The following is a 14,742-nucleotide window of genomic DNA, read 5'->3' as shown; positions in this document are numbered from 1 at the left end:
AAGGGCGGGGCAGCACACCACCGGATGAGACGAAAGGTCACACCGCAGTGAGATCCCAGCTCCGCTACCGGCGGCGCGTCAGTACCCTGATGGCCTCGACCCTCGTGGCCATCGGTCTGACTGCCGTTCAAGGCGGCTCGCCCGCCGCCGCACAGACCGTCAGCGATCCCACCTCGACTCAGGCTCTGCGCACGGTGGCGCAGTTCCAGGGTGAATGGAGTTCCCCGCCCACCACCTTGTCGAACGGCGAGACCGTCGACGCCCCGCTGATGGGCAACGGCGACGTCGGCGTCGCGGTCGGCGGCTCGATCGACGACCAGACGTTCTATCTCGGCAAGAACGACTTCTTCTCCACCGCCACCAACGGCATCGAACCGCTCGGCCGGATCGTGCTGTCCGTTCCGGGCCTGGCCGGCGCCGGCTACCACGCCGTGCAGAACATCGCCCAGGCACAGGTCGAGGGCACCTACAACCTCGGCGGCGAGGAGCTCGCGTCCACGAGCTGGGTCTCGGCGACCGAGAACCTGTTCGTCACCACCCTGCGCCTGTCCGGTTCGCGCTCGCAGGCAGCGACCATCACCCTGCAGGACGGTCTCGGCAAAACCCCGACCACCTCGGCCGGCGGTGGCGTGCTCGACGCCGACGTGCAGGCCGGCACCACCTCCGCCCCCGGGAACCCCCACGCTCGTATCGCGGCGACCGTACTGGGCAGATCCGCGAGTCTGTCGGGCAACCGGATCAGTCTGACCCTCGAACCCGGCGTGACCTACACCGTCGCCGCGGCGATAAAGAGCAGCCACGACACGTCCCGCTACGAGTTTGCCGCCCACCACATGGCTTCCTCGCTGACCGGCGGCTCGCTGGCGGAGCTGCACGCCGCACACGAATCCTGGTGGCGGAACTACTGGTCCCGGTCGTTCGTCCAGATCCCCGACCAAGCCGTCGAGAAGAGCTGGTACGGCTCGCTCTACCTGCTCGGCTCGGTCTCGCGTGCCGGGAAGTACGCCCCGGGCCTGTGGGGCAACTGGATCACCGGGGACATGAACTGGTACGGCGACTATCACGCCAACTACAACTACGAAGCGGCGTTCTACGCGGCACTGTCGACCAACCACATAGCCCAGATGGGCTCCTATGACGACCCCGTTCTGGACTGGATGCCCAGGGGCAAGGCGAAGGCCGCGGCCTACGGCTACAAGGGTGTGCTCTACCCCGTGGGCATCTCACCCAACGGCACCAGCGCCGCCGATGACCTGTACAACCAGAAGTCCGACGCCGTGAACCTGGCCAGCGACATGGTCATGGAATACGAGTACTCGCACAGCGCCTCCTACGCGCGCAAGGTCCTTCCCTACCTCGAACAGGTCGGGCTGTTCTGGCAGGACTACCTGACCTGGGACGAGGCCACCGGCACGTACAACATCCACAACGACGCGCCGCAGGAGGGCGGCGTCTACCCGCAGACCAACAGCATCCTCTCGCTCGGCCTGGTACACCTGCTGTTCCAGGGCCTCATCGACATGAGCAGGGACCTGGGCGTCAACCACTCACTCATCCCCGCCTGGCAGCGCATCGACAGCAAGCTCGCGCCGCTGCCCACGATGACGAGAAACGGACAGACCGTCTTCAGGCAGACCTCCGAAGGCGCCGGCTGGGCCGGCGACGGCAACGACGTCGCCATTCAGGCCGTCTACCCCAGCCTGCAGGTCGGGCTGAACAGCCCGGCAGACCTGCTCCAGACCGCGCAGAACACCATCACGCAGCTCGACAACTGGCACAGCGACAACTCCCCGGCCACCTTGTACGCCGCCGCGGCGATGGTCGGCTACAACCCCAGCACGCTGATGGACGAACTGCACGCCGAGGCCACCGACCACTCCTACCCGAACATGGCGGTGCACCACTACGGCGGCGGCGTCGAGAACCTCAACGTCACCACCTCGGGACTCGACGAGATGCTCCTGCAGTCGTTCCAGCACGACATCAAGGTCTTCCCGAACTGGCCCGCCGACTCGAACGCCAAGTTCGGCGGCCTGCTCGCCTACGGCAACTTCCTGGTCTCCAGCAGCATCCGGAACAACGCCGTCGAATACGTCCGGATCACCAGCCAGTCCGGCGGGAATCTCACGTTCACCAACCCGTGGCCCGGCCGGTCCATCGAGTACTACGCCAACGGCGTCCGCACGGGAACCCTCTCGGGCACCAAGATCAGGCTGAACACCTCCGTCGGTGAGACGATCGACCTCGCCCCGCCCGGAACCAGCCTGGCCACCATCCGCACCGAGCTGGCCCAGCCGGCCAAGCCCTCGACCACCGATTCGTTCTCCACGAGCTTCGAAGCCGGACAGACCCAGCCGACCTGGACCGACACCGTCGACACCGTCGACGCCAAGGGCGCGGGCAACTACGGCGTCACCGGCCTGTGCTGCGGACTCTCGGGCCCCCAGGCAGCCCTGCGCACCGGCGAACGGGCCCACACAGGCGACGCTTCGCTGATGTACTCGGGCTACGCCAACGGCGGGTCCTACGACCACGCGTACATGCAGGTCTACGGCTTCAACGGCTCGCCGCTCACCGTCCGCGGCGACACGACGCTGAGTTACTGGATCTTCCCGCAGTCCGACGCCACCACTCCGTGGGTGGCAGCCGGCTCCGACGACAGTACCTGCGTCGCCATCGACATGATCTTCACCGACGGCAGCAACCTGCGGGACTCCGGCGCCACCGACCAGTCCGGCACCGACATCCATCCGGCCGAGCAGTGCGGCCACCTCAAGCTGGATGAGTGGAACCACGTCACAGTGAACCTCGGCACGGTCAAGGCGGGGCAGGCGGTCAGCAAGATCCTCCTCGGCTACGACCGACCCGGCGCCACCGGCGGCTACCGCGGCTACATCGACGACGTGAGCATCGACTGATGCCGTAGAACCCGGTTGGCCGGCTGCAACCCGCCGCCGGTCAACCGGGTCCGGGCCTCGGGGCCGGTCCGCGCGGCCTTCGCCGGACGAGAGTGAAACACCGAGGCCCGACCCTACTGAGGGCTTCCGGGGATCACCAGGCCGCACTCGTACGCCAGCACCACCGCCTGGGCGCGGCTCCCGAGATCGAGCTTGGTCATCGTGCGGTTGAAGTGGGTCTTCACGGTGGCCTCGCTGATGAAGAGGCGGTCGGCGATCTCGGGGTTGGACATGCCCGTCGCGATGAGCTTCAGCACCTCACGTTCCCGGGCGGTGAGCACCTCCAGGTCCGCCGGAGCGTCCGGGACTGGGCCGGAGGCGTGAAAGTAAGCCTCGATCAGGCGGCGGGTGACGCTCGGGGCGAAGAGCATGTCACCTCCCGCGACGGCCGCGACGGCGGCCAGTAGGCGTTCGGGGCCGGCGTCCTTGAGCAGGAAGCCGGAGGCGCCGGCGCGCAGTGCCTCGTACACGTACTGGTCGAGGTCGAAGGTGGTCAGTACGAGGATCCGGGGCGGCTCGGCGCCGTCCGGGGCGGCGGAGGCGGCGGTCAGGATGCGCTCGGTGGCAGAGATGCCGTCGGTGCCGGGCATCCGGATGTCCATGAGGATCACGTCGGGCCGGACGGAGGCCGCCGCCTCGACGGCCGATTCCCCGTCGGTCGCCTCGCCGACCACCTCGATGCCGGGGGCGGCGCGGAGCAGGGCCACCAAGCCTGCGCGGATGAGGAATTGGTCGTCGACGACGAGCACCCTGATCATCCGCGTCAGTCTTCCCTCCGCTGTACGTCCCGGACCTCACGGGCCGATGTCGGCAAGGTGAGGTGCACGCCGAATCCGCCCTCCGCCCGCGGGCCGATGGTCACGGTCCCGCCGTAGAGCCTGGCCCGCTCTCGCATTCCTATCAAGCCGTGGCCGCCGGTCGGCTGGATTCCGGTCGTCGCGCCCGCCGGTGTGGCCGGATCCGGAGAGCTGCCGTCGTCCGTGACGCTCACCGCCAAGTGGTGCGGCAGGTAGTCGACCAGCACCGTGGCCCGGGCGGCGGGGCTCGTGTGCTTCAGCACATTCGTCAGCGCTTCCTGCACGACGCGGTACGCGCACAGGCCCACGCCCGGCGCGAGCGGTCGCGGTTCGCCGGTGATCCGCAGGTCCACGTCGACGCCCGCGCCCCGGATGCGTTCGACCATCTCCCCCAGCGCCGCGACCGACGGCATCGGGTCGTACGACGCCGAGCCGCCGTCCGGCTCGTCCGCGTCCGCCCTCAGCACCTTGAGCATCCGGCGCATCTCCTGGAGCGCCTCGCGGGTGGTGGCCGTGATGGTCCGCAACGCACCACGCGCGGTGGCCGGGTCGGACGTGAAGACGTAACCGGCCATGCCCGCCTGCACGGAGATCACCGACATGTGATGCGCCACCACGTCGTGCAGCTCCCGGGCTATCCGTCCCTGCTCCTCGACAACAGCCCGGCGGGCCCGGTCTTCCTGCTCGGCACGCAACCGCTCCGCCATGGCTGCCAGTTGATCGGCGCGTTTGGCCGAGACGCGGGCGGCGACGCCGAAGCGGATCATGACTGCGGAGAACAGTATGCTCTGGGCGACGTACGTCACCATCGAGGTCTCTCGTGCGGTCGCTCCTGCGTACCACCACACGGAACTCATGATCAGCGCACAGCCGACCGCAACGCGCAGCGACCGCAGCGACGCCACGGTGTAGAGCGCCAGCAGCGGGGCCAGGCAGTTCACGACCGGCCAGTATCCCGCGTCGACGAACACCGCCCACATCCCGGATACGAAGACGATGACGGTTACCGGGGTCCGGCTGCGGGCGGCGATCGGCAGGTTGACCAGGAGCGTCAGCACATCGCCGTACGCGTTCAGCCCATGCCAGCCGGCGAGCGGCGGCGGCTTCTGCCCCAGCAGCAGGCTCACCGCGGCGAACGCCAGCGCCAGCGCCGCGTCCAGCGCCGGCGGGGGCAGGCGTACGCGCGCCCATCGCATGTTCCGCATCGGCGCAGCGTAAGCCCGACCCGGAAGCCGCGTCGTCCAACGACGGTATTCGCCGTGCGTACCACGGAAGTTGCAGGAACCGGTGTCGTACTGCCGCGGTCACGGCCAAACCTCAACCCGCCACGGGACGACCGGCGCACCGCCGGCCTCGTAACTTCTCAGGGACAGCAACGAGGGCCGGCCATCGGGGGATCGGCTCCGGGAGGGACACGAATCATGTCTGCACGAAAGAGCGCTGCCGCCGCGGTCATGGCTCTCGCCATCGCGGGCGGGGTGGCTGCGGAGACGACGTCGGCATCGGCGAACACCTCGCAGGGGTACATCTCTGCGGGCACGGGGGCCATCACCACCGACTGGGCCGGTGAGGGCAACCTCAGCACGAGTTCTCACGCACACAGCAACGCGACCGCCCTGTGGCAGGCCGTGCTCTGGGCCGACGGCAAGCTGACGAAGGCATCCCAGATCGACTGCCGGTTCGGGCCGACCACGAGGAACGCCACCAAGGCATGGCAGTCGGCGAACGGCCTCGCCAACGACGGGATCGTCGGCAACAAGACGTTCTCGAAGGCGGACAACAAGCTGAAGTTGGACTCCATCTCGAGTAACAGCACCTACGTTGACCACTACCACGGCTCCAAGCACGACGTGTGGTTCAAGGTGGTCGGTTACCGTTACCAGATCCGGGTGAAGACCAGCGTCGGCTACAGGACCGCCTACTACAACTCCGCGTCCGCCTGCGGCTGAGCCGCCAGGACACGGGGAACCAGGGGGCCACGGGGGACGCACGGGGGTACGGGGGAAGACGGGCGGGTCAGCGGCTGAGTGTGGCCGCCGACCCGCCCTTCGTCGCGGCACCCACCGCCGTCAGTACTTTCCGCTCGGCGTCGTCGGCGCCAGTGCGACCATCTCAGAGGGCACATTCAGGATTCCGGGCCGACCTGCAGGTCGGCCATGACGGCGGCCGGTACCTCGTGCTGCTCGGCCTCATCGCAGAGGCCCCGGCCCAAGGAGCACTGAGCGAAGTTGCAGGTGAGGACTGCGTAGTCCCGGAGGGTCCGTACCGTCCGTGAGACGTGTGTGAGACGACGAAGCTCCGCCGGGGCGGGGCTTCGTTGCGCAAGGGGCTACGACGAAGCCCCGGGAGTTCGTCCTCCGACATCCCAGGGCTACGTGCTCTCGACTCTCACCACATTGAGAATTTGCGCAGCCTGGCCGGTCTCTACCTGCTTCCCGGCCCGTCCTCTCGCGTCCGCCGGGCGCGCGGCTGCCCGGTGCATGCGGATCACCGCGTACGTCTCGCCGTCCCTCGGCGGCCGCGTCCATGAACGGGTGATGAATGTGTGCAGCCGCCCGTTCACGATGGCATGACGCGGCAGAGACGCACCGAACTCCCCGGCCACCGCTTCCAGCAGCGACCGTTCCACCTCGGCCCCGTCCTCCAGGGCGCCGAAGAACCGGCTCGGATCCAGCGCCCGCGGTATCTCCCCGCTCTGCCGGATCTCCCCGTCCACGTACGTGCATGCGTACTGCTCGGCACCGTCTCGCGCCACCGAAAGGTGGAAGAACGGCTCCCCGCGCCATGTCCTCAGACCGCTCCACACCACCACCGCACGGGTGCCCTCGCTGGCGGCGGCGGCCGGGGAGACGAACCGCCGCCGGTCGAACGGGGCGGGATCGCCGTCGAAGGCGAAGCTCCAACCGGTGCCGGCCCGGCCGACCGCCATGAGAGCCCTGTCGTCGTAGGACGAGAACTCCCTCTGGCTGTGCAGCGACCTGTGGCGCGCCTCCCAGAGGGTCATGGGTTCGTTCAGCACGGTGCCGTCCCCATCCGCGAGACGTCCGGGCAACTCCTCCGGCTCCACCCCCTCCACCAGGACGAACCGGTAGGACGTGCGGTTGTTGCCCGGGTCCGGCTCCGCGAGCCACGCCGGGTCGCTCGGGTCGAGCCCGGCCGTCGGCCTCGGTGCCTCGCCGGCCTGCCCGCCCCTTGGAGTGGACAGCAGCTCGCGGCCCCGCTCCGGGGTCAGCAGCGGCCCGAGCACGGGGTCGGCCACCCACCCCAGTGGCGCCAGGTGGTCTGGTCCCAGCGGCTCCCACAGGGGCAGAGCGTTCCTCAGCGTCCGCCATGCCCCGTCGGTTTCTCCCCACCGCGCCAGCTCTCGCGCCCGCTCGACCGCTTCCCCGAACGGTCCGGCCGCCGTGTACCGGTACGTGCCGTTCCTCACCTGATCCAGCGTCGCGTAAGCCAGTGACACCAGGTCGTCGTCGGCGCCCCGCAGATGGAACGTCAGCGTGGAGTCGTCCCGGTACGAGTGCGCCGCGTGCTCGGCGACCAGCGATGGCAGCAGCTCGGGAGCGTACTGCGGGTCCGTCGCCAGTCCGTCGAAGTACACCATGTAGGTCTGTCCGAGCAGGCGGCGTATCTGGTCGCCCAGCCCGGCGGCCCGCGGTCTGCCGTACTCCTTGGCCTCGTCCAGCGCCTTCCCGGCCCGTTCCCAGCCGCCGCGCAGCGCCTCCAGCCGGGCCTCCTCCACCAGGGCGTCGAGCTTTCGCGTCGTGTCGTTGGCGAACACCGGCTCCCCGTCGCTCCGGTGCGCCCGAAGGCTGTGGAACTCCCGGTACATGTCCCGCATGAACTCAAGGAAGTTCGCGTGCCGCTCGGGCGGCGCGGCCCGCCAGCTCGCCCACGTGTAGACGGCCCACTCGCCGTCCTCGTCCACGTCCTCGGGATCCATGAGGACGTGGGTGATGTCGGACTCCACGTCGAGCTGCAGCCCGCGCCGCCAGATGTCCGCCTCCCGCCGCTCCTCGGGCCCGGCATCCTCGTCCAGGTACTCTTCGAACATGTCCGCGAGTCCCGACTCGTTGCTGTGCCAGCGCGCGTCCTCGGTCCCCGCCAGCAGCCACACGAAACCGCCCGCGTGCCGCCACCCGTCGCTGACCTTGAGGAACTCCCGGTACGACGGGGGCATCCGTCGGCCGAGACGCTCCTCCATGGCCGCGATCCGCTCCTCCGAAGCGGGTGGAAACCCCAGCCACCGCGCCCGTCGCGCGGCCTCGTCGTCCTCGCCCCGCGTCTCGCCGTCCGGCAGGGAATCTGCCCACTCCCCGCTCCACCTGAGCAGGAAGGGCCGCCAGTCGAATGCCGTGGTGTCCGTCATGCGCCCGATGCTGCCACCCACCACTGACAGCGCTCCGCTGCTTGCTGCGGCCAACGGGACCCTCTCGTACGCGACCGGCCCGGCAGGCTGTGCCGGCGTGCTCGCGCCCTGTTCGGTCGATGGAGAAGTCGGCGAACTCCACGTCGGTGAAGGCGATCCCAAGGCTGTGGGCGCCTCTCCCTCCGTCCCGAAGCAGGCGTGCCCCAGTGCACGGGCGAGGATCACCATCTGCTGCTCGCCCGTGCAGGCGTCCCGGGGCAGTCCGACCCTGACCGACGCCGGGCATGCCGTGACCGCACGGGTGTTTCTCGACGAGCGCGGCGCGCCCGTCGACTTCCACGCCGACCGGTACGCCACGCTGCCGGGCGGCCTGACTCTGGCACGCTGGCGGACACCGGTGACGCGGTGGGACACCGCCCCGGGACGGCGACCGCTGCCCGGCCCGGCACAGGCACTCTGGGACCTGCCCGATGGCCCGTTCCCCTATATAGAGGGCCGATTCCTGCCGGACAGCCTGGCCTGCAACATCCCACCCGGCCATCGAGTCTGAGCCCCATGCCTGACGCTGCGAGTCATGTGACCCTCCCCTACGGCTCCTTTGCTCACGGTTACGGAGCTGAAGGCCACCGCCCGTTCGACGGAACACGTGAGAGGAATAGTCAAGACCTGTGGATCAAGTCAGTCGCGGTGGTGTCGCTGACGGAGTCGGCGACTGGCATCAGCGCGGACGCGTCGGGTTCTTCCGTCCTCGGCGAGCAGGGCGAGAACGGCAGGTGAGGACAGGGTCTCGACGGCCTCACGCTGGAACCAGTCGGAACCGGGCGGACTGCCCGGCGCCGATCCGGTGCACTACCGGCCTGTCATCCCCGACGTGGTCTACACACCAGCAGCAGACCTCAAGGGCGTCGTGCGTCAGGTTGGGGCCCGGCCGGGGTGCGGTGCCGGTCAGGCCCCGACGGCTGCCGTCAGGGGCTGTCCTCGCCGCCCCCTTCCGCCAGCCACTGCGCGTAGTTGACCGCGGCCAGGTAGACCGAGAAGGCGTTCTGCCGGGCCGTGGCAGTGGTGACGGCCGCCGTGCCCGCCGCGGCAGCGAGTCCCGATGCCGGGGTGTACATGGCCTCGTTGAAGACCGATCCGCTGGGCGCGGAGGCCAGCGCGAAGACGGGGTGGGCAGTCCCGCCGGAGAAGGAGGTCGAGATGTAGTCGCCGACCATGGTCCCCTGCGTGGTACTGGCCAGCCAGGAGTGCGTCATCGGCCCGGCCAGCTGGGTCGGTGCCGTCCAGGTGGTGCCGCCGTCGGTGGACGAGACGTACCCGACGTCCAACTGGCAGGTGGTAGCGGTGCAGTTGGCGACCGGGTGGTAGTAGTACGCCAGTGCCAGGTGCGCGGCGCTGCCCGATGTCCCCGGGTCGACCGCGAGGCCGGGGATGAAGTGGTCGACGGTGCTGGTCGTGGCGTCGATCGGGATGCGGGCCACCGACGACCAGGTGGTTCCGTTGGTGGTCGTGGACATCACGATGTCGTTCGAGGTGCAAGAACTCCCGCTGGCCCGGAAGCGGCAGTCCTGCCAGACCACGTAGACCTTGCCCGCCGCGTCGATCTCGGCCGAGGGCAGCGGACCGCTGCGCAGGGAACCGCTCACGGTGTACGAGCTGACGGTGGCGACGGTCGTGGTCGACGTCCAGGAACTGCCGCCGTTGGTGGACCGGAAGGCGAGGATCGACGTCTCTGAGGCGTTGGAGGCGGGCACGATCACGGTGCCGTTGGGCTGCACGACGGGCTGGCCGCCGAGGCCGGTGGCGCTGTTGCCGGTGTTCTTCGGCGTGCCCCAGGTGGCTCCGCCGTCGCTCGACGTGGTCATCTTGAGGCGGTCGCCATCGCCGTTGTTGTCGTACTCGGTGTAGCAGTTGCCGTAATAGACGCTGGTCGAGGTGTTGTCGCAGGCGATCCAGTTCTTGTCGAGGCTGGAGCCGGTCGCGGTGGTCACCGGATTGCTCCAGGTGAGTCCGCCGTCGGTGGAGCGGCTGGTGAAGACGGCGGGCACGGCCACGGACGAGGTGATCGGGATGGTGGAGATCAGCCAGACGTTGTGCTTGGCGTCGTAGGCCACCGACGGGTCGCTGACCCGTGCATACGAGCCGCCACCATAGGTGGTGATGCCTGGCAGGAATCCCTTGGTCCAGGTGGCACCGCCGTCGGTGGAGGTGGAGAAGCCGACGTTGGAGGAACCGCCGTCGGAGAACCGGCCGACCTGGAAGGCGGAGACGATGGTAGAGCCGTAGGAGAAGGTGTCCGGCTCAAGCTCGGTGGCGTGCTGGCTACTGGAGTTGGTGTACGGATCGGCGCTGATCTGGGTGAGTGCGGGTGCGGCGGTGGCGCTGCCGGTCGATACGACCAGCGCGCCGGCGGCCAGGGCCACCGTCACCAGGCCGGGTCTAGCCAGGCGCAGAAGTAGGGACGACAGGGACATGGTCCGTTCCCTTTCTGAGACGGGACACGTCTGGCATGGCGCACTATGCGGTGACGACGGATCAAACCCGGCACACGTACGGGAGGTTGGGGCAGGTAAATCCGGCCGAACCGAACACCGAGCAGGACGTGCGCAAGGACGCTCACCAATATCCCGAGATGGGCATGACCACGTCAATCAAGGGAGGTTCAAGGCTCCCGCACCCGCAGGAAATGGCGCAAGGGGACATCGTGCCTGCGCCCCACCCTCACGCTCATCACCGCGGCCCTGGTCATCCCGTTCCTCGTGCTCTGGAACTCACCCGTCCGCGGATTGGGCACGGCCGCCCCCCACGTCCCTGACCGCTACCGAGGAACCTGCGAGCCCGTGACGATCAACAACCCGGCACCCCCCGTCTGCGGCTTTCCTGAAATCGGCAGCGCCGTTCGCTGAAAGACGGCGATATCCACGTCGACTTTGCCCGCCCGGGCCCGCCCCCGCCCGCACCCGCAGAAAACCCTCCATGCCTGCACGACCGCTGCTTGCCTCTTCACCCGCACCCACTTCTGAGACCGCCATACGCGCCGCGTTCCTCAACGTCAAGGACGCGGCCGCGTACCTCGGCCTCTCGCCGCAGGCCCTCTACGTCTGGCGCCACCGACGGCAGGGCCCGCCGAGCTTCCGCATGGGCCCTCGCGGCCGCGTCATGTACCGGCGGGAAGCCCAGGGCTGATCGTGGTCGACTCCCGACGAGCCGGTGGTGCTGTGCACCTAAACCGTCAACGACCCCTCGGTGCGCCTCGCGGTGAAGCCGGGGTTCACAGAGGTGGAGCGGTTCGAGGAGTACGGCGCTCAGCGGTGGTTCGGCGTGTGGTACTCGTCGTCCGGCTTCAGGACCGGACACGGAACGGGGCGGGCAGGGCGTAGGGCGACGTCACGGGGTATCTACTTCACGGCCGGTTTTCTGGTCGTGGGCCAGGGCGTGGGTGACCGCGGTGGTGCTCTCGTACAGGACCCGGTACTGGGTGAACCGGCGGTCGTAGACACCCGCGGTGGCGGGATCGGGCCGGACCACCGATTCCGCCGGATTCCAGGCCGCGATGTCCGGTCGGCCGATCAGCCCGGCGGCGAGGAAGGCGGCACCGTAGCTGGCACCGATGGTCGTGCGGGCGACGATCTGTTCGAGACCGGTGACATCGCTGACGATCTGAGGCCACAGTCCGCCCCGGGTGCCGCCGCCGACCGCCACGATCCGCCGGATGTCGGCGCCGGCCGCGAGCATCGTCTCGACGTTGTGCCGGACACCGTAGGCGGTGGCCTCCAGCGCCGCCCGCATCAGGTCGGCCCGGGTGTGACCCAGCGTCAGGCCCGCGATCACGCCCCGGGCGTCGGGGTCCATGACGGGTGTCCGTTCCCCGGCGAAGTACGGCAGCATCACCAGGCCGTTCGCACCCGGGGGCGAGGCGGCCGCCTCGTCGAACAGCACGCCGAGGCCGACATCGCCGAAGAGGTGCCCCAGCCAGTCGGTGACGGCTCCGGAGGTGGCCATACCGCCGGCCAGGCAACGGGTGCCGGGCAGGGCGCCGACCGTGGACCACATCGACGGGCTGGTCACGAGCCGGTCGACGGTGTTCACCAGGAACATCGTGGTGCCGTACATCAGCATCAGGTCGCCGACGCCGTGGCCGCCGACGCTGATGGCCTCGCTCCAGGCGTCGATCGTCCCCACGATGACCGGCGTCCCGGCCGGGACGCCCGCGACGGGCGTGCTCACCCGGCCGGCCTCCTCGCCCGGCCAGCGCAGCGGGGGGAGTTCGATGCCGGGTGCGATGTGCTCGGCCCACTCGGGGATCCAGCGTTGCTCGTGGATGTCGAACAGCGGGGTGCACTGGCTGGCGGAATGCAGGTCCAGCACGTAGGCGCCGGTCAGCCGGTGGGCGAGCCACGAGGCAGGCATGAGGAGGCGGCGGGCGCGTGCCCACACCCCGGGCTCCCGCTCTCTGATCCAGGCGAGTTTCGGCCCGACGGCCTGGGACGACAGCGCCGAACCGCACCTGCGGAAGACGGTGTCCGACCCCAACTCCCGGTTCAGCCGGGCGATCTGTTCCTCGGTGCGGGTGTCCACCCCGTACAGCACCGCCGGACGCACCGGCTCTCCCGCGTCATCGACCAGAAGGGTGCACGGGCCCATGCCGCTGACTCCGACGGCGCGGACGGTGACGTCGTCGCGATCGAGCAACTCGGCCGCGAGCGAGACGAACTCGTCCCACCACACATGTGCGTCCATCTCGACGTGCCCCGGCCGGGGACGGTCGACCACGTGACTGCGTACGGCCTCACCCAGGATGCGGCCGGCAGTGTCGACCACCACGCCCTTGGTGCTGGAGGTGCCTACGTCAACTCCGAAGACGACGTCGATCATGTACTGCCTCCCTTGGCGCCGGGTGCGCCACCGTAGGTTGTCGCTCGGTCCGGCGGGCGGCCGCGGTTCAGCCGGACGGCTGCCGGAGATGTCGTCACATCTGTACCTCGGACGAGCGCGGCGGCGTCCCCCCGGGGTCTCCATGGCAGAACCCAAATACCGGATCCGCGCCCAGTACACGGACTTCTTGGTCTGCTGGTGGTACAGAGGTAGCGCATCGCTGACCAGCGCAAAAGACGCCCGTCGAGACTTTGGCAGGATCGCTGGCCCGGAAATGGTCCGGATCTTGACCGATGCGGTCCCTCGGACTGGGTGGCCGCCCGCGGCGCCACGCAGCGGTCGGAGCCGGAAAACGGCGCGGGGCGGTCGGGGCCGCGGCGAACCGGGCGACGGCAGGTGGGGCGGCCGTGGGTGTGTTCCGGGGCATGGTGCTCAGCGGCCCAGGGCCTTGTTCCAGCGGTCGGTGATCGGCTTCCGCTGGTCGACGACGTCCTGGGAGACGGGGACGAGGTAGGTGGTCTTGGCCGGTACGTGTTTGGCCAGTTCGGTCAGGCTCGCGGTGCAGCCGTTCGCGGGCTTGAAGTGGTTCATCGACGCCTCCATGCCCGCCGCGCACATGACCTGCTGGCCGGCGTCGCTGTAGATGTAGTCCAGGAACAGCTGGGCGGAGGCCGGGGAGGCGGCACCGGCGGTCTGGGTGATCACGCGCGGGGTCAGCGGGGTGGCGTCGCTCATGTAGCCGTAGGCGATCAGGCCTTTGTACTGCGGGACGACGGCCTGGGCCAGGCCGCTGGAGAGCCATCCGGCGGAGGCGCCGCCCTGGACCAGGTACTGCAGGCCGTCCAGCCCTTCGTCCAGGGTCTTGGTGTGCGGGCCGTACGTGTTCAGATAGCTGTTGACGGTGTCGGCTCCCAGGATGTGGTTCAGGCCGTAAACCGCCTCGTAGCCCAGTGGGTTGTCGGGCGAGTAGCTGACGAGGGGGTGCCGGGAGGGGGCCTCCCTGACGTCCGCGGAGAGACCCGCGTAACTGGTGGGGATCTGGTTCTTGGACAGCAGCTTGGTGTTCCAGGTGACCAGCACCGGGTCGGGCGACATCACGTACGCTCCGTGCCCCTGGTTGGTGTACGCGGGGAAGTCTGTCAGTCCCTGTGGGGTGACGTTGGCGAAGAGGCCGTTCTGCTCGCCCTGCACCACCTGCTGGATCGAGTCGGAGATCAGCAGGTCCCCGGTGTGGGCGCCCTGGGCGTGCTCGGACTGGTACTTGCTGTAGACCTGGTTGTCCGAGAGCTGCGAGTACGCGGGCTTGATCCAGGGATAGGCCTTGGTGAAGGCCTTGAGCAGCGGCTGGATGACGCCGGCGGGCGTATTGCCGTAGATGATCAGCCCGGTTTCGCCGTGCGCCTTGGACACCAGGTCGGCCACCGCCGCCGGGGCCGCGGGGCTCGCGGAACCGGTGGCGGACGTCTGGCCGGTGCCGGCGGACGAGCAGGCGGCGAGCACCGCGCCGAGCACCATGGCGGCGAGCCCCGCACGGGTGGCTGAGCGGGAGGAACGAGCACGCATGACGACCTCTTTCCGGGCAGGCTATTTGCTATAGCGGACGCGGCGGCGATGCTCCCGAGCGGCCTGCCAGTAGGTGTTTGTGGGGTCGGCACCGGTGTTTCCAGGGGTGTCAGGGCTGCCGGAACCCACCGGTGATCTCTCTCCAACCTGCCCGAAACGACGGCGTGGCGCGAGGGTCGACGGTTAA

General features: G+C 69.1%; 10 protein-coding genes and 1 pseudogene. 5 read left to right on the top strand and 6 right to left on the bottom strand.

Translation table 11 applies throughout. The annotated features are described in order from the left end of the window. Positions 1-47: 47 nt before the first annotated feature. A complete protein-coding gene (locus tag OG747_RS01595) occupies positions 48-2,918 on the top strand; it encodes a glycosyl hydrolase family 95 catalytic domain-containing protein (protein WP_405877045.1) in 2,871 nt (956 codons plus the stop codon). Positions 2,919-3,031: 113 nt separating this feature from the next. Here OG747_RS01595 and OG747_RS01590 read toward each other — a convergent pair whose 3' ends face one another. Continuing rightward, a complete protein-coding gene (locus OG747_RS01590) occupies positions 3,032-3,715 on the bottom strand; it encodes a response regulator (RefSeq protein ID WP_405877043.1) in 684 nt (227 codons plus the stop codon). Between the two features lie 5 nt (positions 3,716-3,720). Beyond that, positions 3,721-4,959 carry a sensor histidine kinase gene (locus tag OG747_RS01585; RefSeq protein WP_405877041.1) on the bottom strand — a complete coding sequence of 413 codons (1,239 nt, stop codon included), beginning with the start codon at positions 4,957-4,959 and terminating at the stop codon, positions 3,721-3,723. A 216-nt stretch (positions 4,960-5,175) separates the two neighbouring features. Between OG747_RS01585 and OG747_RS01580 the strand changes: the two genes are divergently transcribed. Further along, the gene (locus tag OG747_RS01580; protein ID WP_405877039.1) at positions 5,176-5,703 is read left to right on the top strand and encodes a peptidoglycan-binding protein; all 528 of its coding nucleotides are present in this window, start codon (positions 5,176-5,178) and stop codon (positions 5,701-5,703) included. A gap of 422 nt (positions 5,704-6,125) precedes the next feature. On the opposite strand, the gene OG747_RS01575 is transcribed toward OG747_RS01580, so the two are convergent. Continuing rightward, positions 6,126-8,120: an SMI1/KNR4 family protein gene (locus tag OG747_RS01575; protein ID WP_405877037.1), complete on the bottom strand. Its 1,995-nt coding sequence runs from the start codon at positions 8,118-8,120 to the stop codon at positions 6,126-6,128. On the opposite strand from OG747_RS01575, the gene OG747_RS01570 reads away from it, so the two are divergent. Then, entirely contained in the window at positions 8,119-8,670 is a 552-nt protein-coding gene (locus OG747_RS01570; RefSeq protein WP_405877035.1) for a DUF6544 family protein, read from the top strand. The two genes, OG747_RS01575 and OG747_RS01570, sit on opposite strands and share 2 nt — an antisense overlap. 415 nt (positions 8,671-9,085) lie before the next feature. Here the strand turns inward: OG747_RS01570 and OG747_RS01565 are convergent, their stop codons facing one another. Then, positions 9,086-10,591 (bottom strand): exo-alpha-sialidase, encoded by a 1,506-nt coding sequence (locus OG747_RS01565; protein WP_405877034.1) that lies wholly within the window; start codon positions 10,589-10,591, stop codon positions 9,086-9,088. Positions 10,592-11,093: 502 nt separating this feature from the next. On the opposite strand from OG747_RS01565, the gene OG747_RS01560 reads away from it, so the two are divergent. Together OG747_RS01560 and OG747_RS01555 are read left to right on the top strand one after the other, a co-directional pair. Further along, complete coding sequence (locus OG747_RS01560; protein WP_405877032.1) at positions 11,094-11,303, top strand: helix-turn-helix transcriptional regulator; 210 nt, start codon at positions 11,094-11,096, stop codon at positions 11,301-11,303. Positions 11,304-11,315: 12 nt separating this feature from the next. After that, a pseudogene (locus OG747_RS01555) lies at positions 11,316-11,444 on the top strand (GNAT family N-acetyltransferase); the annotation flags it as partial. Between the two features lie 60 nt (positions 11,445-11,504). Here the strand turns inward: OG747_RS01555 and OG747_RS01550 are convergent. Beyond that, on the bottom strand, positions 11,505-12,992 hold the full coding sequence (locus OG747_RS01550) for an FGGY-family carbohydrate kinase (RefSeq protein WP_405877030.1): 1,488 nt from the start codon (positions 12,990-12,992) through the stop codon (positions 11,505-11,507). 432 nt (positions 12,993-13,424) lie between these two features. Further along, positions 13,425-14,555, bottom strand: coding sequence for an ABC transporter substrate-binding protein (locus OG747_RS01545; protein WP_405877028.1), 1,131 nt, complete (start codon positions 14,553-14,555; stop codon positions 13,425-13,427). Between the last annotated feature and the right edge of the window lie 187 nt (positions 14,556-14,742).

This window comes from Streptomyces sp. NBC_01384, from assembly GCF_045040035.1.
Lineage (GTDB): Bacteria > Actinomycetota > Actinomycetes > Streptomycetales > Streptomycetaceae > Streptomyces.
This window is presented reverse-complemented; position numbering and strand designations above follow the sequence as displayed.

Bases quoted from the DNA above. Each gene is read 5' to 3' on its own strand.
- OG747_RS01590 (WP_405877043.1), bottom strand. From the start codon at position 3,715: ATGATCAGGGTGCTCGTCGTCGACGACCAATTCCTCATCCGCGCAGGC.
- OG747_RS01585 (WP_405877041.1), bottom strand. From the start codon at position 4,959: ATGCGGAACATGCGATGGGCGCGCGTACGCCTGCCCCCGCCGGCGCTG.
- OG747_RS01580 (WP_405877039.1), top strand. From the start codon at position 5,176: ATGTCTGCACGAAAGAGCGCTGCCGCCGCGGTCATGGCTCTCGCCATC.
- OG747_RS01570 (WP_405877035.1), top strand. From the start codon at position 8,119: ATGCGCCCGATGCTGCCACCCACCACTGACAGCGCTCCGCTGCTTGCT.
- OG747_RS01575 (WP_405877037.1), bottom strand. From the start codon at position 8,120: ATGACGGACACCACGGCATTCGACTGGCGGCCCTTCCTGCTCAGGTGG.
- OG747_RS01565 (WP_405877034.1), bottom strand. From the start codon at position 10,591: ATGTCCCTGTCGTCCCTACTTCTGCGCCTGGCTAGACCCGGCCTGGTG.
- OG747_RS01560 (WP_405877032.1), top strand. From the start codon at position 11,094: ATGCCTGCACGACCGCTGCTTGCCTCTTCACCCGCACCCACTTCTGAG.
- OG747_RS01550 (WP_405877030.1), bottom strand. From the start codon at position 12,992: ATGATCGACGTCGTCTTCGGAGTTGACGTAGGCACCTCCAGCACCAAG.
- OG747_RS01545 (WP_405877028.1), bottom strand. From the start codon at position 14,555: ATGCGTGCTCGTTCCTCCCGCTCAGCCACCCGTGCGGGGCTCGCCGCC.